The following is a 20,305-nucleotide window of genomic DNA, read 5'->3' as shown; positions in this document are numbered from 1 at the left end:
GATAGATCATTCGACGATCGGTCGAACGCTCTACTTCGCCAGTCTGTGCACGGCCTCGTCCACGCTGTGGAAGACGTGCTCCTTCGGCAGGACATCGAACAATTTGAAGCGCTCGAAGGCGTCCTGCGCGCGCACAGATTCCAGCCGCGCCAAAGCGACCGTGACGCCTTGCGCGTTGCACACCTTGAAGACGTCGAGCAGGATCTGCGCGGCGGTGAAGTCGATCTCGACCATGCCGCTCGCCTCCAGCACCAGCAGTTGCGGCGCGTCTGTCGTGATCACCTTGCTTACATCGTTGCGAAAGCCCGGCGCGTTGAGGAAAGACAGCGGTGCCTGGAGCCCGATCACGGCGACGCCATTGACGCGCTCGCCGGTGAGGTGCGGGTGCGCCGGCCACCAGATCGTGGTGCCAGGCACGCGCTCGAACTCGACCAGCCGCGCGCGGGTCGTGCTCCAGATGCCGTGCAGCAGCGACAGGACGATGCCGAGGAATGCGCCCTGCTGGATCGGCAGCACGATGATCAGCGCCGCGGTGGCGACGATCAGGAGGAATTCGCTGAAGGATTGGCGATAGATCGTGACGATCTGCTTGATGCGGATGATCCGCAGCGCCACGAACAGCAGGATGCCGCCAAGGGCTGCATCCGGGACGTGGCGCAGCAATCCCGTCCCGAACGCGAGCAACAACAGCACGATGACGGCCGCCGCGAGGCCTGCGAGCTGCGATTGTCCGCCGGTCTCGGCGACGATGCCCGTGCGCGGCGGGCTGGCATTGACCGGAAATGCGCCGAACAGGCCTGACAGCACGCTGCCGGCGCCGGCGCCGAGGAAGTCGCGGTCGACATCGGCGGGCTTGTCGGGATCGGACGGGAAGGACCGCGTGGTGGCCGCGGTCTGTACCATGACCACCACGGTCACCACGAAAGCGAGCGGCACCAGCCGTATCCAGAGCTCCGGCGCAAGATCAGGGAAGGTCGGCCGCGGCAGCGTGCCCGGCACCGTGCCGACGACGTTGACGCCCCTGCTCTCGAGACCAAGCGCGATCGTCGCCAGCGTCGCGCCGACGAGCCCGATCAGCGCGCCCGGAATTTTGGCGCTGATCTTCTCGGAGATGAAGACCACTGCCAGCACGCCGAAGCCGATGCAGAATGTGATGGGATTGGTGCGGCCGATCTCGGTCGCGAGCACGCCGATGCGATCGAGCGTCGGGCCACCAGGCGATTCCAGTCCAAGCACGCCCGGCAATTGCGACACGATGATGTGGACGGAGATGCCGGCGAGGAAGCCGACCATCACCGGCATCGACAACAGATTGGCGATGCCGCCGAGCCGAAACGCGCCGCCGGCCAGCATCATCGCGCCGACCATCAAGGCCAGCGCGATCGCGAGCCCCTGATATTCGGGCGAGCCGGCAGTGGCGAGCGCCGCAAGCCCGCCGGCAAAAATTGGCGTGATCGTGGAATCGGCGCCGCAGGACAGGAAGCGGTTGCCGCCGAGCAGCGCAAAGCCGAGCGAGCCCGCCATGAAGGCGAAGAAGCCGATCTGCGGCGCGAAGCCGCCGAGCCGTGCGGTCGCCATCTGCTCGGGGATCGCGATGGCCGCGAGCGTCAGCCCCGCCATGAGATCGCCGGGCAGGGAATAGGACGCAAGCGAGTTGAACAGAGGCCATGAGCCTTTGGCGTGGGCGTTGTTTGGCATCGGCGTCGAATCCCCGGAAGGTGCGTGTCGGTCGGTCAGACTACAGCATTTCCGGATTGCAGGGCGGCAGACAGCGGCGGCACTGTCCCGTCAACAGAAATGTCCGCAAGCGATGCTTGCGGACATCTGTGTCTATCGCAGTGCGGCGGCCTCAGTATCTGGTGCCACGACCGTAGTCGCCGTGTCCCATCCCTCCGCCACGGCCTCCGCCGCCCATGCCCATTCCCATGCCAAGCCCGACACCGATGCCGATACCTTCCATGATCGCGGCGGGCGGTGGTCCTTGCGGCGGTGCGCGTTCGACGACTTCATCAGGCGGCGGACGGCGCTTCGGCGGCGTGTCGACGACCTTGCGCTTGGGCGGAGTGTCGTCGACGCGCTTCTTGATGATGGGCGCAACCGTCGGGTTGATCGGCGTTGCCGGCGTCGGTGCCGAGCACGGACAGGTCGGCGCCATTGCGACGGCGACCGGGACCGCTGTGGCGGCAACCGGCAAGACGTAGTTGCGGTTCTGTACACGGAGCAGCAGCCGGCGCGCGGTCGCGGCGAGATCGCTGGCGTTCCAGTTCGCCAGATAGGCTTCGTAGGAAGCACGGGTGTTGATCGCCACCGCGCGGTCCCACGCCAGCATCTGGCGTCGACGCTCCACCACCGTGCGCACGCGCGGCGTGCGGACGTCCTGCGCGTACAGCTCGATATAGGCCTGATAGGCCTCCACGCTGTCGTCGGCGATCACGAGGTCATAGGCGACCTTGGAGTCCTTGCCCTGCAAATCCTTGCGCCAGTCCGCGACGCTGCGCGGGGTGCTCGCAAGCGCCATCGCGTTTGCGCCCGGCACAGGCGGCTGACCGCTGCTGTCGCCGAAGAATTTGAAGTCGGTCGTCAGGGACGAGCTTTCCCACGGGATCTGTCGCCCGTCGGTCGATTGCGCCACCGCGATGCGGATGCGCTTGAACACTTCCTCGATCGGGATGTTCGGTTGCTTGGCAACCGTCAGCGCGGCCGTGGTGTAGGGACTGTCGGCCCCTGAGCCGTCCTCGGCTTCGGCTCCGGGCGAGGTCGAAAACGAAATGAAGGAGCCGGGCGCTCCGGCCTTAGTGTCGACGATGGCAAGTCCGTGGCCGGCGCCGGAGAGCGCCGGGAACGGGTTGTTGCGGCAGGCGTCGAGCATGAAGATGCGCGCCCGCGTCGGCAGCGCGCCGAGCGTGTTGAGCAGATCGTTCAGTCGCACGCCCTGCAGCGGAATGTCGGCCTCGCGCTTGGGATCGAGATCGACAGGCACAAGATAATTCTCGCCGTCGATCTGGAGGCCGTGGCCTGCGTAGAACACCAGTGCGACGGTGTCGGCGCCGCTGGCGCTGACCTTCTCGGCGAAATCCGAGATCGCCTGGCGCATCTCGTTCTGTGAGAGATTCGGCGCCGCGGTGACGTTGAAGCCGGCATTGCCGAGCATCTCGGCCATACCCTTGGCATCATTGGAGGCGTTCGGCAATGTCGGCACCGTGCGATAGGCGGATTGGCCGATCACCAGCGCAAGCCGCGCTTCGGCCGCGGCCTGTGTCGGCATCATCAACTGGGTGAGTGCAAGCAGGGCTGAGGCAAGGATCAAATGACAAAGGACTGGACGGCGCATGGTGTCACCTCCATCGGAAATAACGCGAGGATGTCACCTTTTCTAGTCGTCCGCCATTGCTCTGTCTGTGTGCTATCTCACGTATGTGCGTGCGGCAAAATGGGGCAGCGCCTCTGCCTGAGCCGAAGCGTCATGCCGATGTCAAAATAGTCCACGATCCCAGGGTGGCTCTGGCCCAAAGCGCGCGGCGAGGAAATCGATGAAGGCGCGCACCTTCGCCGGCGGCCGGCGATCGGGCAGGTAGACCGCATGCACCGCCGAGGACTGGATCTCCGGCTGGTCGAGCGGCAACGCGACCAGCGTGCCGGAGCGCAAATCATCGGCGATGATGAAGGTCGGCTGCCGCGCGAGGCCTAGGCCGGCGAGCGTCGCCGCGCGCAGCGCATCGCCATTGTTGGCGCGCAAATTTCCGGACACCTGGACGCGAATCTCGCCGTCCGCACCGAACAGCCATTCCGCCGCGCTTGCCTGCTGCGAGAGCGTGTAGCCGAGACAATTATGCGCGGCGAGCTCGGCGACGCTTCGCGGCGTGCCGTGCTTCGCCAGATAGGAGGGCGCGGCGCAGACGACCAGGCGGTTCGGCGCCAGCTTTCGCGCCACCATGCTGGAGTCGCGCAGGCGGCCGATGCGGATCGCGAGGTCCCAGCCTTCTTCGGCGAGATCGACGAGACGATCATTGAGGCCGAGTTCGATCGTGACTTCAGGGTGCCGTTCCGAGAAGTCGGCGATGAGCGGCGCAATCTGCCGTGTGCCGAATACGACGGGCACGTTGACCCGCAACGATCCGCGCGGCTCGACGCGCTCGCGCGCGACCGCCGCGTCCGCCGTTTCCATGTCGGAGAGGATCCGCTCGGAGGATTCCAGATAGAGGCGGCCGGCCTCGGTGATCGACAGCCGCCGCGTGGTGCGGTGGAACAGCTTGATGCCAAGTCGCGCCTCCAGCGAGGCGACGTGCTTGGTCACCATGGTCTGGGACAGGCCCATCGTCCGGGCCGCGCCGGACAGGCTGCCGTTCGCCGCAACCTTGGCGAAGACTTCCAGGCTGGTCAGGCGGTCGAGCATCTATCTCACTCTATTGGTGTGAAGTATTTTTCCAGATTAGCAGATTATCATTCTCCCGAGAATAGATCATAGGTCTGCGAACAATGGAGACCGCCATGATCGATTCCCGTACCGCTCCCTATGCCGCGCTGGTGTTGCGCGTGACCTTGGGCGCGTTGTTCCTGGCCCATGCCGGCCTGAAATTGCTCGTTTTTACCCCCGCCGGGACCGCAAAGTTCTTCGGCAGCCTCGGCTTTCCGCCCGAGCTCGCCTACCTCGTGATATCAGTGGAGGTTCTCAGCGGCATTGCCCTGATCCTCGGCGTCTGGACCCGCTGGGCAGCGATCGCCGGCATCCCGATCCTGCTCGGCGCGATCTTCACCGTGCACGGTGCGGCCGGTTTCTTTTTCACCAACCCGAAGGGCGGCTGGGAATATCCCGCCTTCTGGGCGATCGCGCTGGTCGCGCAGGCGCTGCTCGGCGATGGCGCCTTCGCGCTGCGGCCCTCGCGCGACGTCGAGGCGGCGAGCGGACAGCTGAGCGCGGCGCCGTCGCGCTGATCTCATCTATCGCTGGATTGATAGAGCTGCGGGATTTCGGTCCCGCAGCTTTTGCTGCGTGCCCATTCATCTGCGTTCGGCATTGATCCATACCTGAATTGGATCGATCTGCGTCAATCTTGCATAGCCGACGTTTGGCCGCGATGCGGCACGATCAAAAACATCGGTAAACATAGGCGTTCCGTCGCAATCCGTGCCGGCGCGCCTGCCGCTTGCGCGCCCGCATCGCGCCGGCCGCAAGCCTTGCCTGCCCCGCCGCTTTGGCCATACAGTCTGCGCAACAAGCTGTGGCAACGACTGCGGCTGCGAACAAAAATCTTGGGGAGAGACACCATGACTATCGTGCCTGTCAGCCGTCGCACTTTCATCAAGTCGTCGACGGCGTTGACCGCCGGCCTCGTGCTCTCTCCCGCCATCATCGGCCGCGCTGAAGCGGCGACGCTGAAGCTGAAATGCTCGTCCTCGCTGCCGAACGATCCCAAGTTCGCCAACGGGCGCGTCTATTACGACAACCTCGTGAAGAATCTGAAGGGCAACGGGCTCGGCGAGCAGGTCGAGGTTGCCTTCTTCCCGGACAACCAGCTCGGTCAGGAAATCGACGTCATCAATTCGGTGAAGCTCGGCGTCATAGATCTCATGGTATCGGGCTCGTCGATCTCGGCCAATCTGGTGCCACTGGTCGGCACCTACGATCTCGGCTTCCTGTTCGCGAGCTTCCCGCAGCAGACGAAGGCGTTCGACGCCGGTGCCGCAAAGCCGATCGAGGATGCGCTGCTCAAGGGCAGCAACATCCGCATCGTCGCCTGGGCCTATAATTTCGGCTCGCGCAGCGTATTTGCCAAGAAGCCCGTGAAGACCCCGGAGGATCTCGCCGGCCTCAAGATCCGCACCCTGCCCAATCCTGTCATCACCGAATGCCTGCGATTGATGGGCGCCGCCGCAACGCCGCTGGCGTTCGGCGAAATCTACACGGCGCTGCAGGCGGGCGTGCTCGACGGTCTCGAGCACGATCCGCCGACGATCCTCGCCAGCAAGTTCTATGAAACCGCAAAATTCTACGCGCTGACGCAGCACAATTTCTCGCCGCTCGCGATCTACTTCAGCGACATGACCTTCAACCGCATGGATCCGAAGCTGCGTGAAGGCTTCCTCGATGCCGCGAAGAAGGCCGCGGCCGACACGCGAGCCCATGGGCTTGCGGTCGAGAAGGAGGCGCTGGCGGCTCTGACCGAGAAGGGCGTGACGGTGGCCGAATGCGACCGCGAGGCGTTCAAGAAGCGCGTCGCGCCGCAGATCGATAACTTCATCAAGGCGCGGCCCGAGTCCAAGGCCGTCATCGACATCATTCGTTCGACACAAGCCTGAGATGGCGATGACAGAGGCCGTGCCGCTCTCGGGCGGTCGACACGGGAGCATTGGGCTTCTGCTTCGCTGCAGCGACACGATCGCGGCCATTCTGCTGGCCGCCGATCTCGCGGTCGTCTGCGTTTCCGTGCTGCTGCGCTTCTTCTTGAATGCGCCGGTCGAATGGTCTGACGACGTTGCGCGCGGGTTGATGGTCGGCTCCGCGTTCTTTGGCGCGGCGAGTGCGCTCGCGCGCGGCGAAAATGTCGGCGTGTCCTTCTTCCGCGACCTGCTTTCGCTGCGGCTGCGTACGCTGGTCGACGCGGCCAGCGCCGTGCTCGTCGTGCTGATCTCCGGCTACGTCGCCTACAATGCGATCAAGCTGGGATCGCTGACGTCGGGGCAGACCACCGGCTCCGGCCTGCCGCTGGAATTGACGTTCTATCCGATGGGCATCGGCGCGCTGTTCATGACGGTGTTCGCGATCGACCATCTCTGCGCCCGCCCGCTGCCCGATATCGCCAAGGGTCTCATCACCGTCGCTGTAGTGGCGGGCCTCTATCTCGCCTGGGATTATCTGTCGCCATCCTCGGTGCCCTCGGCGGGCGTGCTGATGCTGATCGGCTTCTTCGCGACGCTGTTCGGCGGATTGCCGATCGGCTTTGCGTTGGCGCTGGCCGCACTGATCTTCATCTGGGTCGAGGGCGCGCTGCCCGGCGTCATCTTCGCCCAGCAGATGGCGCGCGGTATCGACAATTTCGTGCTGCTCGCGATTCCGTTCTTCATCCTCGTCGGCTACCTCATGGAAGCCAACGGCATGTCGGTGCGTCTGATCGAGCTGTTGCAGCGCGCGGTCGGCCGCATGCGCGGTGGCCTGAACGTGGTGATGGTGGCCTCGATGGTGCTGTTCTCGGGCATCTCCGGCTCCAAGATGGCCGACGTTGCCGCCGTTGGCTCTGTGCTGATCCCGGCGGCGCGCCGCTCGAAGCAGAATCCCGGCAGTGCGGTGGCGCTGCTCGCGGCGTCCGCGGTGATGGCGGAGACCATTCCGCCCTGCATCAACCTGATCATTCTGGGCTTTGTCGCGAACCTCTCGATCGGTGGCCTGTTCATGGCCGGCCTCCTGCCGGCGGCGTTGATGGCGGCCGTCCTGATCGCCTTCTCCATCATCTTCGGCAAGCCGCCTGCCGACGCCGAAGAGGTCGAGCCGCAGGTGCCGGTATCGGGCCTGTGGAGCGGCGCGATAGCCTCATTCGGCCTGATCTTCATGATCTTCTTCGGCTTCAAGAGCGGCTTCGCCACGGCCACCGAAATCTCCGCCTTCGCCGTGGCCTACGCGCTTGTCGTCGGCAGCGTGGTGTTCCGCGAACTCAGCTTCAAATCAGCCGCGCATAGTTTCGTCCAGGCGGCGACGCGCGCGGGGCTGGTACTGTTCATCGTCGCTGCCGCGCAATCGCTGGCCTTCACGCTGACCTTGCAGCAGGTGCCGCATGCAGTCGGCGAGTTCATGCTGGGCCTGTCCAAGACATCAGGTACCTGGCTGTTCATCCTGCTCGCCATCGCCGTGCTGATCGTGATGGGCTCGGTGCTGGAAGGCGCCGCCGCGCTCATCATCTTCGGGCCGCTGCTGTTGCCGGTCGCGGTGCAGCTGGGCATCGATCCGCTGCATTTCGGCGTGGTGCTGGTGATCGCGATGGGCGTCGGCCTGTTCGCGCCGCCGCTCGGGCTTGGGCTCTACGGCGCCTGCCTGATTGGCAATGTGCCGATTGAGCAGACGGTGAAGCCGATCCTGGGCTATCTCGGGCTGCTGTTCCTCTGCCTGCTCGTCATCGCCTTCGTGCCATGGCTGAGCACCGCCCTGCCGCGCGCATTCGGCTATTGAAGGAGTGTTGCCGTGAAGGTCCTGCTGGCTCACACGCCGGAGATGCGTCGAAATTATTACGGTGACCGCAGCCTGAACGGCCTGCGCGCCGTCGCCGACGTGGTGCTGCACGAGGGCGATCAGGCGCTGGACTCTGCGAATCTCGTCAATGCGGCAAAGGACGCCGACATCATCGTCGCGGATCGCATGACCGCAGGCCCCGGCGAGATCTTTGCGCAGCTGCCGCGTCTGCGCGCCTTCGTTCGCTGTGCCGTCGATATCCGCAACGTCGATGTCGATGCCGCCTCGCAAGCCGGCGTGCTGGTGACGCGCGCCGGTCCCGGCTTCGTGCAGGCGGTCGCGGAACTCGCGGTCGGCTACATGGTCGACCTGTCGCGCGGCGTGTCGCGGGCGACGGCGGATTACCATGCCGGCCGCAAACCGGAAGCGCGGATGGGCCGGCAGCTCGCCGGCAGCACAATCGGCATCATCGGCTTTGGCAGCATCGGGCGCTATCTCGCCGAGATCGCCAAGGTGATGCGCATGGAAGTGCTGGTCTCCGATCCCTTCGCCACCGTTAGCGACAGCGCGATCAAGCAGGTCGGCCTCGATGAGCTCCTTGCGGCTTCCGACTACGTCGTCTGCCTCGCCATCGCCAACGAGCAGACCGAGAAGCTGATCGGGGAGGCGGCGCTGGCGCGCATGCAGACGCATGCCGTCTTCATCAATCTGTCGCGCGGCAATCTGGTCGACGAGGCGGCGCTTGCGAAGGCGCTGCTGGAGAACCGCATCGCCGGTGCTGCGATGGATGTCGGCCGGGCGCCCGACCAGATGCCGACGCCGGAATTGGCAAAGCTTCAGAACGTCGTCGCGACGCCGCATGTCGGTGGACTGACGCCGCAGGCGATCGAGTACCAGTCGCTCGAAACCGTGCGTCAGGTCGACGCCATCATCAAGGGCGAGGCCCCGCACGGTGCCGTCAACGCCGAGCGCTGGACGCGGCGGACTTGAACGGCCCTACAGTCCGTCCACAGCCCTGAACGATCCATCCTTCTGGATCACCGTCAAGAACACCTTCGGCGGCGTCTCGATCGCGCGAACGCCGACGGTGACGATGCTGCCGCTGATATCGAAACGGCCGATCTCGTTGATCGTGCGCAGCAGGCTTGCGCGGGTCGGGTTCGGTCCGGCTTTTTCCAGCGCGGCTGCCGCGAGGCGACCGGAGAGATAACCTTCGAGCGACACGAAATCAGGTGCCAGCGTCGGATCGAAGGCGGCCTGCGCCGCCTGGTAGTCGGCGACCAGCTTGATCGAACGATCCCAGGGAAACGGCACGACCTGTGCGATGACGACGCCTTCGCCATCCGGGCCGAGTTCCTTGGCGAGCGCGGTGGCGCCGACGAAGGAGATGTTGACGAACGTCGGTGAGAGGCCGCTGCGATGCGCGAGCTTGATGAACTCGGCACTCGGACCATAGGTCCCGACCATGACGATCGCCTCGGGCTCGGCGCGCTTGATCGTGCGCCAGGCCGCGCCGACAGCGCGGGTGTTGCGCTCGAAGGTGCCTTCAGCGGCGAGTTCGAGGCCGCGCCTGGCAAGCGCTGACTTCACACCCGTGAGGCCATCCCGGCCGAAGGAATCGTCCTGATAGAAGATGCCGATCCGGGTGAAGTGGCGATCCTCGGTCAGATGCTTGATGATGGTTTCCGATTCCGCGCTGTAACTCGCGCGGATGTTCACGACATTCGTCAATTCGAGGTCGCGCAGCAGCGCGGCGCCGCTGACGGGTGCGATGAAGGGTACGCCCCGCGCGCTCGTGATCGGGATGGTCGCCATCGCGGTCGGTGTGCCAACCGCACCGATCAGCGCGAACACCTTGTCGTCCTCGATCAACCGCAGCGTCTGCATGACGGAACGGTCGGGATCGTAGCCATCGTCGCGGCTGATGAGCTGGAGCTTGCGGCCATGGACGCCGCCCTTGGTATTGACCTCGGTGAAGGCTGCGACGATGCCCTGCCGCATGCGTTGTCCGAGCACGGCGGAGGGACCTTCGAGCGCGGCGGCCTGGCCGAACAGGATTGCGTTATCGCTGACGCCGGCCTCGTCGCCTCTTGCCGTCAGCGTTGCGGCCGCCAGCAGCGCGGCGGCGAGCGCGATGCATGTCGCCGCGCGCGATCGTTTCATGAGGGAACTCGCCAGATGCAGGAAAGGCTGCGGCCATCATAGGTCCGCGGGCTGAACAGGGCGCTAACCGCGGCCGAGAGAGCGATCCGTAGGATTCCGGGTAAAAGCAGCAATCCGCCGCCCGACTGCGGCAATGTGCGGGTCAATCGTTAACTACGCCTCGTCATGTGCGGAGGGTCGGTTCCAATATTGTGCAGTTCTTAACCCGGTTCCTTGTCCGATAGTCGCTACGGCGGCTCAACCCTAAGTTCGAGCGCCACGCCGAGGGGATGTGCGGAATCGAGATGGGCGATCGCGATCAGAACGATCAGGATCGAAGGCGTATGACTGGAGGGGGGCGCATGGCGTCGCTGCTCGGCGCCCATCGTCCTGCGCTGGTCGCCGCTGCCGTCGGCCTGCTGTTCTCGCTCGCCGGCGCCGCCGCGGTGGCGCGCTGGGAGGACCGCGTCAACAAGATCGAGTTCGAAAACGCCGCCGAGACGCAGTCCATCGTCATGCAGAACGGCATGAACGAGTATATCAGCCGGCTCGTGGCGCTGCGCACCCTGTTTGAATCCTCCAACGAGGGGGTTACACGCAGCGAATTCGAGACGTTCAGCGGCCGCCTGTTCGAACGTTATCCCGGCTTGCTGCGCGTCGGCTGGCTGCCGCGGATCACCCGCAAGGAGCGCGCCGAATACGAGGCTGCGGCGATTGCCGACGGCGTATCGAGCTATCACATCAGGGCGCTCGAAGGCGGCAGCTTCGTCACCGCGCCGCAAGTCGACGAGTATTACCCGATCTTCTACTCGACACAGTCGAAGACATCGCGTGTCTACGGCATGGACTATATGAGCGTGCCCGACCGCAAGGCCGCGCTCGAGCGTGCGCGGGACAATGACCACATCGCCGCGATCCGCACCGAGCTCTATGCCCGGAGCGAGGGCGGCCAATTGCCCAACGTGCTCGTCGTGGTGCCCGTCTACGCCAAGGGTACCTCGCGTGACACAGTCACTGACCTCCGCCGCAACATCTCGGGCTTCGTTGTCGGCATCTTCGACCTGCCGATGCTGATGCAGGCGATCCGCGTCAGGACAGGGGCCAGCCCCGCAGTAAGCATGAACGTCTATCAGCCCTTCAGCGCGCGCATCGTCAGCCTGGAAGGGATGTTGCCCGATTATGCGTCCGCAGCGGATGCACCGCAATCGATGCGCGATATCGCGCGTGGCCGGCATTGGTCGGGCGGCCTCAAGATCGGCGACACAGATTGGCAGGTGAGGGCAGTTCCGACCGCGGGCGGTCCGCTGCAGACGACTTATGATCGCGCCGCAGCCGTGCTGATCGTCGGCATGCTGCTGACGCTGTCGCTGTCGACCTATCTGATGCTCGCGAGCCGCAATTCGCGGCGACTGTCGCTGGCCAACCGGCGCGTGCTTGAGCTGGCGCAGACCGACGTGCTGACCGGATTGCCGAACCGCGCCTTCTTCCTCGCCCGGCTCGACGAACTGAACGGCCAGCTGGAGAACGGTGGCTGGTCCTTCTCGATCCTGATGCTCGATCTCGACCGCTTCAAGAACGTCAACGATTCGCTCGGCCATGGGGCCGGCGATGCGCTGTTGCGCCTGGTGGCGCAGCGGCTGAAATCCGCTGTGCGTGCCACCGACGTGCTGGCGCGGCTCGGCGGCGACGAATTCGCCATCATCCAGGAGAGCAGCGAGGATCAGCGCGTCTCTTCGACCGAACTCGCGGCGCGGATCGCCAAGCTTGTCGCCGAGCCGTTCCTGTTGCCCGGGCATCGCGTCGAGATCGGCACCAGCATCGGCATTGCGGTCGCGCCGGATCACGGCAGCGACCAGGAGCAACTGCTGAAGAAGGCCGACCTTGCGCTTTACCGCTCGAAATCGGCCGGCCGCAACTGCTTCACCATCTATGACGAGGCGATGTCGGTCGAGCTCGAGGCGCGCAACACGCTGGAAGGGGATCTGCGCGACGCCATCGCGTGCTGCCAGCTCGAGGTGCACTATCAGCCGTTCATGGATGTCGGCGCCGGCGCGCGGCGCGGCTTCGAGGCGCTGGTGCGCTGGCGGCATCCGACCCGCGGGCTGATTCCGCCGGATCAGTTCATCGCGCTCGCCGAGGAGACCGGGCTGATCGTGCCGCTCGGCGAATTCGTGCTGCGTCGCGCCTGCGCCGATGCGGCCAATTGGCCCTCCGACCTGATGGTCGCGGTGAACCTGTCGCCGATCCAGTTCAAGGAAGCCGATCTGTTCGACGTCATCTGCGCGGCATTGCGGGATTCCGGCCTGTCGCCGCAACGGCTCGAGATCGAGATCACCGAATCCGTGCTGCTGGAACGCGGCACCGAGAACCACGCCTTCATGGAGCGGCTCAAGAACATCGGCATCGAGCTTGCGCTCGACGATTTCGGTACCGGCTATTCCTCGCTCAGCTATCTCACCGCGTTCCCGTTCGACAAGATCAAGATCGACAAGTCGTTCATCCGCAACCTCACGCACCATCCGCGCTCGTCCGCCATCATCTCCTCGATCGTGACGCTCGCGCGCGGGCTCGACATGTCGGTCACGGCCGAGGGCGTCGAGACGGAGGAGGAGTTCGAGCGGCTGAAGGCGCTCGGCGTCAATTTCGCGCAAGGCTATCTGTTCGGCCGCCCGCTGCCGATCGACCGGATCGAGCTCGACGAGCCCGCCGAGCGCCCGCAGCGCGACGCGGCCTGAGCCGGCCGCTCAGGCCGCATCCTCGAAAATCGCTTGACCCGGGCAGTCCCGGATGATCGGTAGTGATCATCTAGGGATGAAATACAGAAAAATGCGGCTTCCGTTCTTCTACGGCTGGGTCGTGGTTGCCGTGACGTTTGTCACCATGGCCATCGGCGTCAACGCGCGCACCTCCTTTTCGCTGTTCTTTCCGCCGATCCTCTCCGAGTTCGGCTGGGAGCGCGGCGTCACCGCGGGCGCCTTCTCCTTTGGTTTCGTCGCCTCCGGCGTGGCGAGCCCGCTGATCGGCCGGCTGATGGATCGTGCGGGGCCGCGCGCGGTGATGTTGCTCGGTGTGGCGCTGATGGCCGGCGGGCTGCTGCTCGCGCCGCTCACGAGCCAACCCTGGCATCTCTATTCGACGCTTGGCGTCATGGTCGGCGCCGGTTCGGTGTGTCTCGGCTATTCCGGCCAGTCGCTGTTCCTGCCGAACTGGTTCATCCGCAAGCGCGGCTTTGCCATCGGCATCGCCTTTGCGGGCGTCGGCATTGGTTCGGTGACGCTGCTGCCATGGGTGCAGCACCTGATCGAGCAGACCGGTTGGCGCACGGCCTGCACCGCGATGGGATTGATGATCCTGATCGTGCTGGCGCCGATCAATCTGCTCCTGCACAAGCGTCCCGAAGACATCGGCCTCCAGCCGGACGGCGACGCTGCGCCGGCGGCGGGGGCCGTCAAGCCGGTCTCCAACGTCGTCGATCCCGTCTGGGCCGCGACCGACTGGACGCTGAGACGGGCGGTCGCGACCGCGCGCTTCTGGTGGATCGCGCTCGGCTATTTCTGCGGCCTGTACATCTGGTACGCGGTGCAGGTGCACCAGACAAAATTCCTGCTCGACATCGGTTTCAGCCCCGGTGTTGCGGTATGGGCGCTCGGCGCCGTCAGCCTGCTCGGCATCCCCGGGCAGATTTTTCTCGGCCACATCTCCGATCGCATCGGACGGGAATGGGTCTGGGCGATCAGCTGCGCCGGCTTTGCGATCTGCTTCGCCGCACTGATCGCGCTGAAATACCAACCCTCGTTCTGGCTGGTCTGCCTGATGGTGTTCACGCAAGGCGCGCTCGGCTACGGCCTCACCTCGATCATGGGCGCGGTGGTGTTCGAGATCTTCCAGGGCCGCCACCAGGGCAGCATCTTCGGCATGATCATGCTCGCGGCGCTGGCGGGCGGCGCGGCCGGCCCCTGGTTGACCGGCCTGCTCTACGATCGCGCCGGCGACTACACGCTTGCGTTCGGCATTGCCATCATCGTCAGCGGCCTCTCGGCGCTGTCGGTCTGGCGGGCCTCGCCCGGCAAGGTGCGGGCCGTGGCGGGCCGACTGCATGCGCTCCAGTCCGGAACCGGGGCAGGATAGGTTCCTTCTGCGCTGGATTGCCTCCGCATCTTTGGCGGAATGTTAAGCATGTCGCGGCTTGGCTGCACGCGAGCCGGTTGCAAAAACGTCTTGGACACCATCGAAGCGTTAGCCTTGGGCAAATTGCCGCATTGCTCTGATGCTGCCGGGCCCGACCATGACGACCAGCGACCGCCTTGTGACAGAAATGCCGGACGTGCTGCGCGCGGCGCTCGAATGCGCCGACGACGGCATCGTCATCGTCGATGCCGCCCATCGCATCACCCATTTCAACGCCGGCGCGGAGCGCATCTGGAAGCTCGGGCGCGCCGACGCGCTCGGCCACGATGCCGCAATTCTCACGCTCAAATGCCTTCAGGCCGATCCGGTCGCGGATTTTCGCGACGAGATCAGCCTGATGCGGCGCGATGGCAGCCGGATCAAGGCGACGATCGCGCTGTCGTCGGCGATCATCGGCGGCGAAACCCATCACATTTTGTTCGCGCGCGACGTCACCGCCGACGCCGAGCGCCGCGTCAGGATCGGGCTGCTGAACGCGGTCTCCGATCAGACCAACCGCGCGGTGATCATCACTGACGTCGAGCAGAACATCCGCTACGTCAATTCGTCCTTCACGACGCTGTTCGGCTACACCAGCGAGGAGGCCGAGGGACGGCGCGCAGGCGAGCTCATCGCCGGCTGCCACACCAACCGCACCGCGATCGCGAAGCTGGTCAAGCGACTGCTCGACGGCGGCCGGCGTGGTGAGGTCGAGACGATGGTCTACACCAAGGATGGCGAGGAAATCTGGGTTTCTGCCCGGGTCGACGCTTTCCGCGACAAGAAGGGCCGCGTCAAGCACATCTTCGCGCTGCTGGAGGACATCACCGAGTCCAGGCAGTTGCGCTCGCTCCAGCAGCTCATCATGAGTGCGCTCGCCGACGAGGTCCCGATCACCGAGATTGCCGACCGGCTGTGCCGCCGTGTCGAGGAGATCGCGCCTGACGTCGTCTGCTCGCTGCTCCATATCGATTCCGCGGGATTGATCCACCCGCTCGGCGGTCCGAGCCTGCCTGACGCCTATTCCCGCGCGCTCGACGGCATCCCGATCGGCCCTCATGTCGGCTCCTGCGGTACCGCCGCCTTCTACGGCGAGCCGGTTCTGGCCGAAGATCTCGACACTGATCCGCGCTGGCAGCCCTACAAGGCCATGCCGCTCGAAATCGGCTTGCACGCCTGCTGGTCGACACCGATCAAGGCCAAGGACGGTCGCGTCATCGCCACCTTCGCCTTCTATTTCCGCGAGCCGCGCGCGCCGAGCAACTGGCACCGGCGCATCGTCGATGCCTGCGTCAACCTCGGTGCCTTCGCGATCGAGCGCAAGGAGGCGCGCGCGGAGATCGCGCGGCTCGCCTATCACGACATCCTCACCGGCCTGCCCAACCGCGCGCAACTGCGGCACCTGATCACCACCGCAATCGATGCCTGCCCGACCGGCGGCCATGTCGCGCTGGCCTTTCTCGATGTCGACCATTTCAAGGACGTCAACGACACGCTCGGCCACGCCGCGGGCGACGAGCTGCTGATCCGGCTGGCGCAGCGTTTGCGCGAGCAGATCGGCCCCGAGGACATGCTGGGCCGGCTCGGCGGCGATGAGTTCGTCATCCTGCTGCCGAACCGCAATGCCGAGAGCGCCGAGCACGTCGCGACCGGGATCGCCGAGGCGCTGGCCGCGCCGCTGCGGCTCGGATCGAAGCTGATGCCGATGTCGGCCAGCATCGGCATCAGCCTCTATCCTGATCATGCCACCGACATCGACACGCTGATGCAGCAGGCCGATGCCGCCATGTACATGGCCAAGCAGGCCGGCCGCTCGACCCATCGCATGTTCTCTGCCGAGATGAACGGGCTCGCCGAGCAGCGGCTGGCGATGATTGCAGCGCTTCGCCGCGCCATCGTCGACAATGCCCTGAGCCTGAGCTATCAGCCGCAGATCCGCAGCAGCGACGGCGCCATCCATGGCGTCGAGGCGCTGGCGCGATGGCGCGACGCCGCGCTCGGCGATGTCTCACCGGCAAGGTTCATTCCGCTCGCAGAAGAATGCGGCCTGATCGAGCAGATCGGCCTGTGGTCGGTGCGCGAGGCCTGCCGGCAGATGGCGATCTGGCGCCGCGCCGGGCTCAACATTCCCTCCGTCTCGGTCAATCTGTCGCCGATCAATTTCCGCAACGTCACGCTGGCTGCGCGGCTCGAAGACATTCTCGCCGAATATCAGTTGCCGCCGGATGCCCTGATGCTGGAGATCACCGAAGGCACTTTCATGCAGGATGGCGCGGCTGCGCTGGAGACGATGCACGCGATCCGCGCGCTCGGCGTCGGCCTGTCCGTCGACGATTTCGGTACCGGCTATTCGAGCCTCAGCCGGCTTGCGCATCTGCCGATCCGCGAGTTGAAGATCGACCGCAGTTTCATGCGAGACATTGAGAAGGACGCGAGCGCAGTTGCCATCGCCACTGCCGTGGTGCGCGTCGGTCAAGGGCTCGGAATGACCGTGGTCGCCGAAGGCGTCGAGACCGAAGGCCAGCGCAAGGTGCTCGCAGAGCTCGGCTGCGACGTCGTCCAGGGCTTCCTCTATGCCCCTGCGCTCGCGCCCGTCGCCTTCGAGCGTTGGCTGATCGAGCACTGCGCCGAGCAGGCGAGGGCGATGCTCGGCCGGCTGGACATCAAGCCGGGGGCGACGGCTGTGGTGAAACGCTCGGCGTAGCGCTACGGGCAGATCATTCCATATGAAGTCCGTTGAACGAATCCGGCATTCCCGATGCTGAGTAGAGTTCGCCATCCTTCATGAAGAAGACGGTCTTCGTCGGCACCTTCGTTGCGTATTTCATGATCCCGTCGCGATGGCCTTCTCGAAAGGCGACGGTCGTCATGTTTCCAGGCCCGCGATACATGTAGGCCATGTCCGGCTTGAAGTCCCAGCAGGCTTGCGAAAGCGCCTGACCTGAAACGATCGCGAACACTGCCGTTGCTATGGCCGTTTTTGACAGCAGACCCATCGGAAGCACCTTCCTGGATTTCGAGAAGCCGGACCCGTAAGCGACATCAAAGGCTTATCACCGCGAACGAACCCTGGTTCTTTCGAAGACGCATCTTCGTTTGCGAGAACACACGACCTGCCCTGGAGGCGCTGATGAATTGCTTCGCTGCAGCGCTTCTCCGCAGGTCTGATTCCCTCTATCGTGCTAACGCGAAAGACATCGCTGCTTCATCGCCCATACTGCGCTCTCCAATTGCAAAGGAGTGCAAATGCCCGCGAAAGCCAAACCAGCGATCGTTTTCTGTCACGGCATCTGGGCCGACGGCTCGTGCTTCAGCAAAGTCATTCCGGCATTGCAGGCGGACGGGCATGAGGTGATCGCCGTTCAATACGGTCTGGACTCCTACGAAGAAGACCTGGCGACGGTGAAGCGCACGCTCAACCGCGTCGATAGCCCTGTCCTGCTCGTCGGTCATTCCTATGGCGGCGCCACCATCACCGGCGCGGGCACTGACGAGCGCGTGGCTGGTCTCGTCTACATTGCTGCGGTCGCGCCGGATGCCGGCGAGACCGTGCAGGACCAGCTCGAGAAGTATCCGTCGGATATTTTCTCCCGCGTCGAGATCGCGGATGGGCGTGCGTGGCTGCTTCCGAACGGCACGGAGTTCTTCGCGGGCGATCTTTCCGAGGCGGACCAGAAGCTGGTGTGGGCCACCCACTATGCGCCCGTCGCCGATTTATTCCAGCAGCAGAAGCTCACCGCGGACAAGGTCGCGTGGCGGTCGAAGCCGAGCTGGTACATTCTGGCCACGCAGGACCGCACCGTAAATCCCGATCTGCAACGCTGGGTCTCCAAGCGCATGGGCGCGACCATCACCGAAGTGACGAGCAGCCACGTGCCGATGCTGTCCCAGCCCGCCATCGTGATCGATGTGATACGCAAGGCGGCAGCTGCACTTCAAAAAGGCTGATCCGGATTGTTCCACTACCATTCGCGAAAGAGCCCCGCCAAAGGCGGGGCTCAAGGCGTGTCACCGGCTGGATTACTTCTTGGCCGGCTGCCCTGACGTCGACGGCGGCGGGGCATTGTTCTGGTTGGTCTGTCCAGTCTGGCTGTTCTGGTTGGTGCTGGGCTGACCGGTCGACTGGTTGTTGCTCGGGGCCTGGCCGGTCGTCTGACCCGACGGCGGTTTCGTGCTGGCCTGGCCCGAGTTCGCCGGCTGGTTCTGCTGAGCCTGGCCGGTCGTGGACGGCTGGTTCTGCGGAGCCTGACCAGTGGTCTGGTTCTGCTGCGCCGGCGCGTTGCCCTGACCGGTGCCTTGCCCGGTGGTGTTCTGCTGCGTCGACTGGTTGTTTCCGCCCTGGCCGACCGTCGTCGACTGGCCCTGGGTGGCGCTGATCTGGTTGGACACGCCAAGCGCAGCGACGGTGCGGGTATCGATCGAGCCGCTCGCCTGGAAGCCCTCCTGTCGCTGGAAGGAGATCAGTGCGTGGCGCGTATCCGGTCCGAGGATGCCGTCGGCCTCGCCGGACAGTATGCCGCGTTGGATCAGGACGCGCTGAACGATACGGATCTCGTCGGGGCTGAGATTCAGCGCTGCAACGCTGCTGCTGCCACCGCTCGAGCTGCCGCGGTGGGCATAATGTGTCCGCGGACCCGCGGGAATGACGTCGACGATCCTGCGGCTGTGGTCGGTGACGACGATCTCGTCATTCACGACGAAGAAGCTGTCGTCGCGGTAGTCCGGGTAGACGTCGATCAGCGCCGGATAGTCCGAGACCGCGATCACCGAGATGTTCCGCGGCACCACCACGCCGGCATTGACGCGGAAGTGGATCGCATTGTCATTGACCCGCACCCGCGCAACATTGCGCGAGCTCAGCACCGACTGTTGCAATCGTGTCTGCTGCTGCGCGCTCACCTGCACGCGGCCGGACATGCTCTGGGTAGCTCCGTTTTGGGTCTGCGCCTGGGCGTTGGTCTGTCCCTGCGTGTTGGCACCGGTCGTCGTGCCCTGCGCGTTCTGGCTCTGGGCGTTGCTGCCAGTGTTCGCGCCGGTGGTCGTCTTGCTCTGATCCTGCGCGTTCTTGTTCTGGGCGTCGCTCTTGGTATTCGCACCGGTCGTGGTGGTGCTCTGACCCTGCGCATTCTTGCCTTCGGCGTTCTTGTCCTGGGTGCTCTTGTCTTGCGCACTCTTGTCCCGGGCGTTGTCCCTGGTGTTGGCGCCCGTTGTCGTGCTCTTGTTCTGCTCTGCGCCTTGCGACTGATGCGTGCGATCGTTGCGGCTCTGGCCGACAGTCTGGTTCTTCTGTTCGCTCTTGTCGCTCTCGGATTTGGACTGGCGCGCGTGGTCGCGATCGCCATGCGACTGACCGACGGTCTGGCCCTTGCCCTGCTTCTCGTGCGCGGATTGCGACTGGCGCGAAGTGTCGTGATCGCGCCCCTGGCCGACGGTCTGCTTGTCACCCTTGTCGGCGGCGCGGCTGCTTTCGTGCGTCGTGGCGGAACCTTCTGCCCGGCCGCCGGCGCGGCCCTGGGTCATGCCTTCGCTGTGGGAGGCACCGCCTGCACCGTGCGACGTCGCGCCGCTGGAATGTTCTGCAGCACCACCGCTGGCGCTGCCGCCGGCTCCGCCGCCAGCACTCATTCCGCCGCCGGCACCTTCGCGCATGCCTTGCGCGGATCCCTGCACCGACGCCAGGCTGACGCCGGCGAACAGCACTGCTGTGGTCAATAGAAACTTCTTCTTTCCAACGTTCATCTCGGTCTCCTTGGATTTGTCTGGTGAAAGTCCTGCTGATCGCGGCCGCGCGTGATCTCTCTCGTCGAGAGCCGCAGCATCGACCTGCCACTTGAAATC

At 64.9% G+C, this 20,305-nt stretch carries 14 protein-coding genes; 8 read left to right on the top strand and 6 right to left on the bottom strand.

Features of this window, described 5'->3' with window-relative positions; all coding sequences use genetic code 11:
- Window positions 1-30: 30 nt before the first annotated feature.
- The 3 genes from JQ631_RS22290 to JQ631_RS22280 form a co-directional block, all read right to left on the bottom strand.
- The gene (locus JQ631_RS22290; RefSeq protein ID WP_212329208.1) at window positions 31-1,698 is read right to left on the bottom strand and encodes a SulP family inorganic anion transporter; all 1,668 of its coding nucleotides are present in this window, start codon (window positions 1,696-1,698) and stop codon (window positions 31-33) included.
- 151 nt (window positions 1,699-1,849) lie between these two features.
- On the bottom strand, window positions 1,850-3,331 hold the full coding sequence (locus tag JQ631_RS22285) for a caspase family protein (protein WP_212329207.1): 1,482 nt from the start codon (window positions 3,329-3,331) through the stop codon (window positions 1,850-1,852).
- A 141-nt stretch (window positions 3,332-3,472) separates the two neighbouring features.
- Window positions 3,473-4,393 (bottom strand): LysR family transcriptional regulator, encoded by a 921-nt coding sequence (locus tag JQ631_RS22280; RefSeq protein WP_212329206.1) that lies wholly within the window; start codon window positions 4,391-4,393, stop codon window positions 3,473-3,475.
- A gap of 95 nt (window positions 4,394-4,488) precedes the next feature.
- On the opposite strand from JQ631_RS22280, the gene JQ631_RS22275 reads away from it, so the two are divergent.
- The 4 genes from JQ631_RS22275 to JQ631_RS22260 all read left to right on the top strand — a co-directional run bounded on the left by JQ631_RS22275 (window position 4,489) and on the right by JQ631_RS22260 (window position 9,148).
- Complete coding sequence (locus tag JQ631_RS22275) at window positions 4,489-4,932, top strand: DoxX family protein (RefSeq protein ID WP_212329205.1); 444 nt, start codon at window positions 4,489-4,491, stop codon at window positions 4,930-4,932.
- A 333-nt stretch (window positions 4,933-5,265) separates the two neighbouring features.
- Complete coding sequence (locus JQ631_RS22270) at window positions 5,266-6,297, top strand: TRAP transporter substrate-binding protein (protein ID WP_212329204.1); 1,032 nt, start codon at window positions 5,266-5,268, stop codon at window positions 6,295-6,297.
- 7 nt (window positions 6,298-6,304) lie between these two features.
- The gene (locus tag JQ631_RS22265) at window positions 6,305-8,158 is read left to right on the top strand and encodes a TRAP transporter large permease (RefSeq protein WP_212329203.1); all 1,854 of its coding nucleotides are present in this window, start codon (window positions 6,305-6,307) and stop codon (window positions 8,156-8,158) included.
- 12 nt (window positions 8,159-8,170) lie between these two features.
- Window positions 8,171-9,148 carry a hydroxyacid dehydrogenase gene (locus JQ631_RS22260; protein WP_212329201.1) on the top strand — a complete coding sequence of 326 codons (978 nt, stop codon included), beginning with the start codon at window positions 8,171-8,173 and terminating at the stop codon, window positions 9,146-9,148.
- A 6-nt stretch (window positions 9,149-9,154) separates the two neighbouring features.
- Here JQ631_RS22260 and JQ631_RS22255 read toward each other — a convergent pair whose 3' ends face one another.
- A complete protein-coding gene (locus tag JQ631_RS22255; protein ID WP_212329199.1) occupies window positions 9,155-10,321 on the bottom strand; it encodes an ABC transporter substrate-binding protein in 1,167 nt (388 codons plus the stop codon).
- Between the two features lie 284 nt (window positions 10,322-10,605).
- Here JQ631_RS22255 and JQ631_RS22250 point away from each other — a divergent pair, with 284 nt between their 5' ends.
- From JQ631_RS22250 to JQ631_RS22240, 3 genes are all read left to right on the top strand, one after another.
- The gene (locus JQ631_RS22250) at window positions 10,606-13,035 is read left to right on the top strand and encodes a bifunctional diguanylate cyclase/phosphodiesterase (protein ID WP_212329197.1); all 2,430 of its coding nucleotides are present in this window, start codon (window positions 10,606-10,608) and stop codon (window positions 13,033-13,035) included.
- Window positions 13,036-13,126: 91 nt separating this feature from the next.
- Window positions 13,127-14,428 (top strand): MFS transporter, encoded by a 1,302-nt coding sequence (locus JQ631_RS22245; RefSeq protein ID WP_212331517.1) that lies wholly within the window; start codon window positions 13,127-13,129, stop codon window positions 14,426-14,428.
- Between the two features lie 157 nt (window positions 14,429-14,585).
- Window positions 14,586-17,171: an EAL domain-containing protein gene (locus tag JQ631_RS22240; RefSeq protein WP_212329194.1), complete on the top strand. Its 2,586-nt coding sequence runs from the start codon at window positions 14,586-14,588 to the stop codon at window positions 17,169-17,171.
- Window positions 17,172-17,184: 13 nt separating this feature from the next.
- Here the strand turns inward: JQ631_RS22240 and JQ631_RS22235 are convergent, their stop codons facing one another.
- Window positions 17,185-17,463 (bottom strand): hypothetical protein, encoded by a 279-nt coding sequence (locus tag JQ631_RS22235; RefSeq protein ID WP_212329193.1) that lies wholly within the window; start codon window positions 17,461-17,463, stop codon window positions 17,185-17,187.
- A gap of 250 nt (window positions 17,464-17,713) precedes the next feature.
- On the opposite strand from JQ631_RS22235, the gene JQ631_RS22230 reads away from it, so the two are divergent.
- The gene (locus tag JQ631_RS22230) at window positions 17,714-18,415 is read left to right on the top strand and encodes an alpha/beta fold hydrolase (protein ID WP_212329192.1); all 702 of its coding nucleotides are present in this window, start codon (window positions 17,714-17,716) and stop codon (window positions 18,413-18,415) included.
- 72 nt (window positions 18,416-18,487) lie between these two features.
- On the opposite strand, the gene JQ631_RS22225 is transcribed toward JQ631_RS22230, so the two are convergent.
- Window positions 18,488-20,206, bottom strand: coding sequence for a peptidoglycan-binding domain-containing protein (locus JQ631_RS22225; protein ID WP_212329190.1), 1,719 nt, complete (start codon window positions 20,204-20,206; stop codon window positions 18,488-18,490).
- Window positions 20,207-20,305: the final 99 nt, after the last annotated feature.

The sequence above is a fragment of the Bradyrhizobium manausense genome, from assembly GCF_018131105.1.
GTDB lineage: Bacteria > Pseudomonadota > Alphaproteobacteria > Rhizobiales > Xanthobacteraceae > Bradyrhizobium > Bradyrhizobium manausense_B.
The sequence above is the reverse complement of the archived record's forward strand: the minus strand, read 5'-3'. Positions and strand labels throughout refer to the sequence as shown.

Excerpts from the sequence above, each read along its gene's own strand:
- JQ631_RS22290 (WP_212329208.1), bottom strand. The coding sequence starts at position 1,698 with ATGCCAAACAACGCCCACGCCAAAGGCTCATGGCCTCTGTTCAACTCG.
- JQ631_RS22285 (WP_212329207.1), bottom strand. The coding sequence starts at position 3,331 with ATGCGCCGTCCAGTCCTTTGTCATTTGATCCTTGCCTCAGCCCTGCTT.
- JQ631_RS22280 (WP_212329206.1), bottom strand. The coding sequence starts at position 4,393 with ATGCTCGACCGCCTGACCAGCCTGGAAGTCTTCGCCAAGGTTGCGGCG.
- JQ631_RS22275 (WP_212329205.1), top strand. The coding sequence starts at position 4,489 with ATGATCGATTCCCGTACCGCTCCCTATGCCGCGCTGGTGTTGCGCGTG.
- JQ631_RS22270 (WP_212329204.1), top strand. The coding sequence starts at position 5,266 with ATGACTATCGTGCCTGTCAGCCGTCGCACTTTCATCAAGTCGTCGACG.
- JQ631_RS22265 (WP_212329203.1), top strand. The coding sequence starts at position 6,305 with ATGACAGAGGCCGTGCCGCTCTCGGGCGGTCGACACGGGAGCATTGGG.
- JQ631_RS22255 (WP_212329199.1), bottom strand. The coding sequence starts at position 10,321 with ATGAAACGATCGCGCGCGGCGACATGCATCGCGCTCGCCGCCGCGCTG.
- JQ631_RS22250 (WP_212329197.1), top strand. The coding sequence starts at position 10,606 with ATGGGCGATCGCGATCAGAACGATCAGGATCGAAGGCGTATGACTGGA.
- JQ631_RS22245 (WP_212331517.1), top strand. The coding sequence starts at position 13,127 with ATGCGGCTTCCGTTCTTCTACGGCTGGGTCGTGGTTGCCGTGACGTTT.
- JQ631_RS22240 (WP_212329194.1), top strand. The coding sequence starts at position 14,586 with ATGACGACCAGCGACCGCCTTGTGACAGAAATGCCGGACGTGCTGCGC.
- JQ631_RS22235 (WP_212329193.1), bottom strand. The coding sequence starts at position 17,463 with ATGGGTCTGCTGTCAAAAACGGCCATAGCAACGGCAGTGTTCGCGATC.
- JQ631_RS22230 (WP_212329192.1), top strand. The coding sequence starts at position 17,714 with ATGCCCGCGAAAGCCAAACCAGCGATCGTTTTCTGTCACGGCATCTGG.
- JQ631_RS22225 (WP_212329190.1), bottom strand. The coding sequence starts at position 20,206 with ATGAACGTTGGAAAGAAGAAGTTTCTATTGACCACAGCAGTGCTGTTC.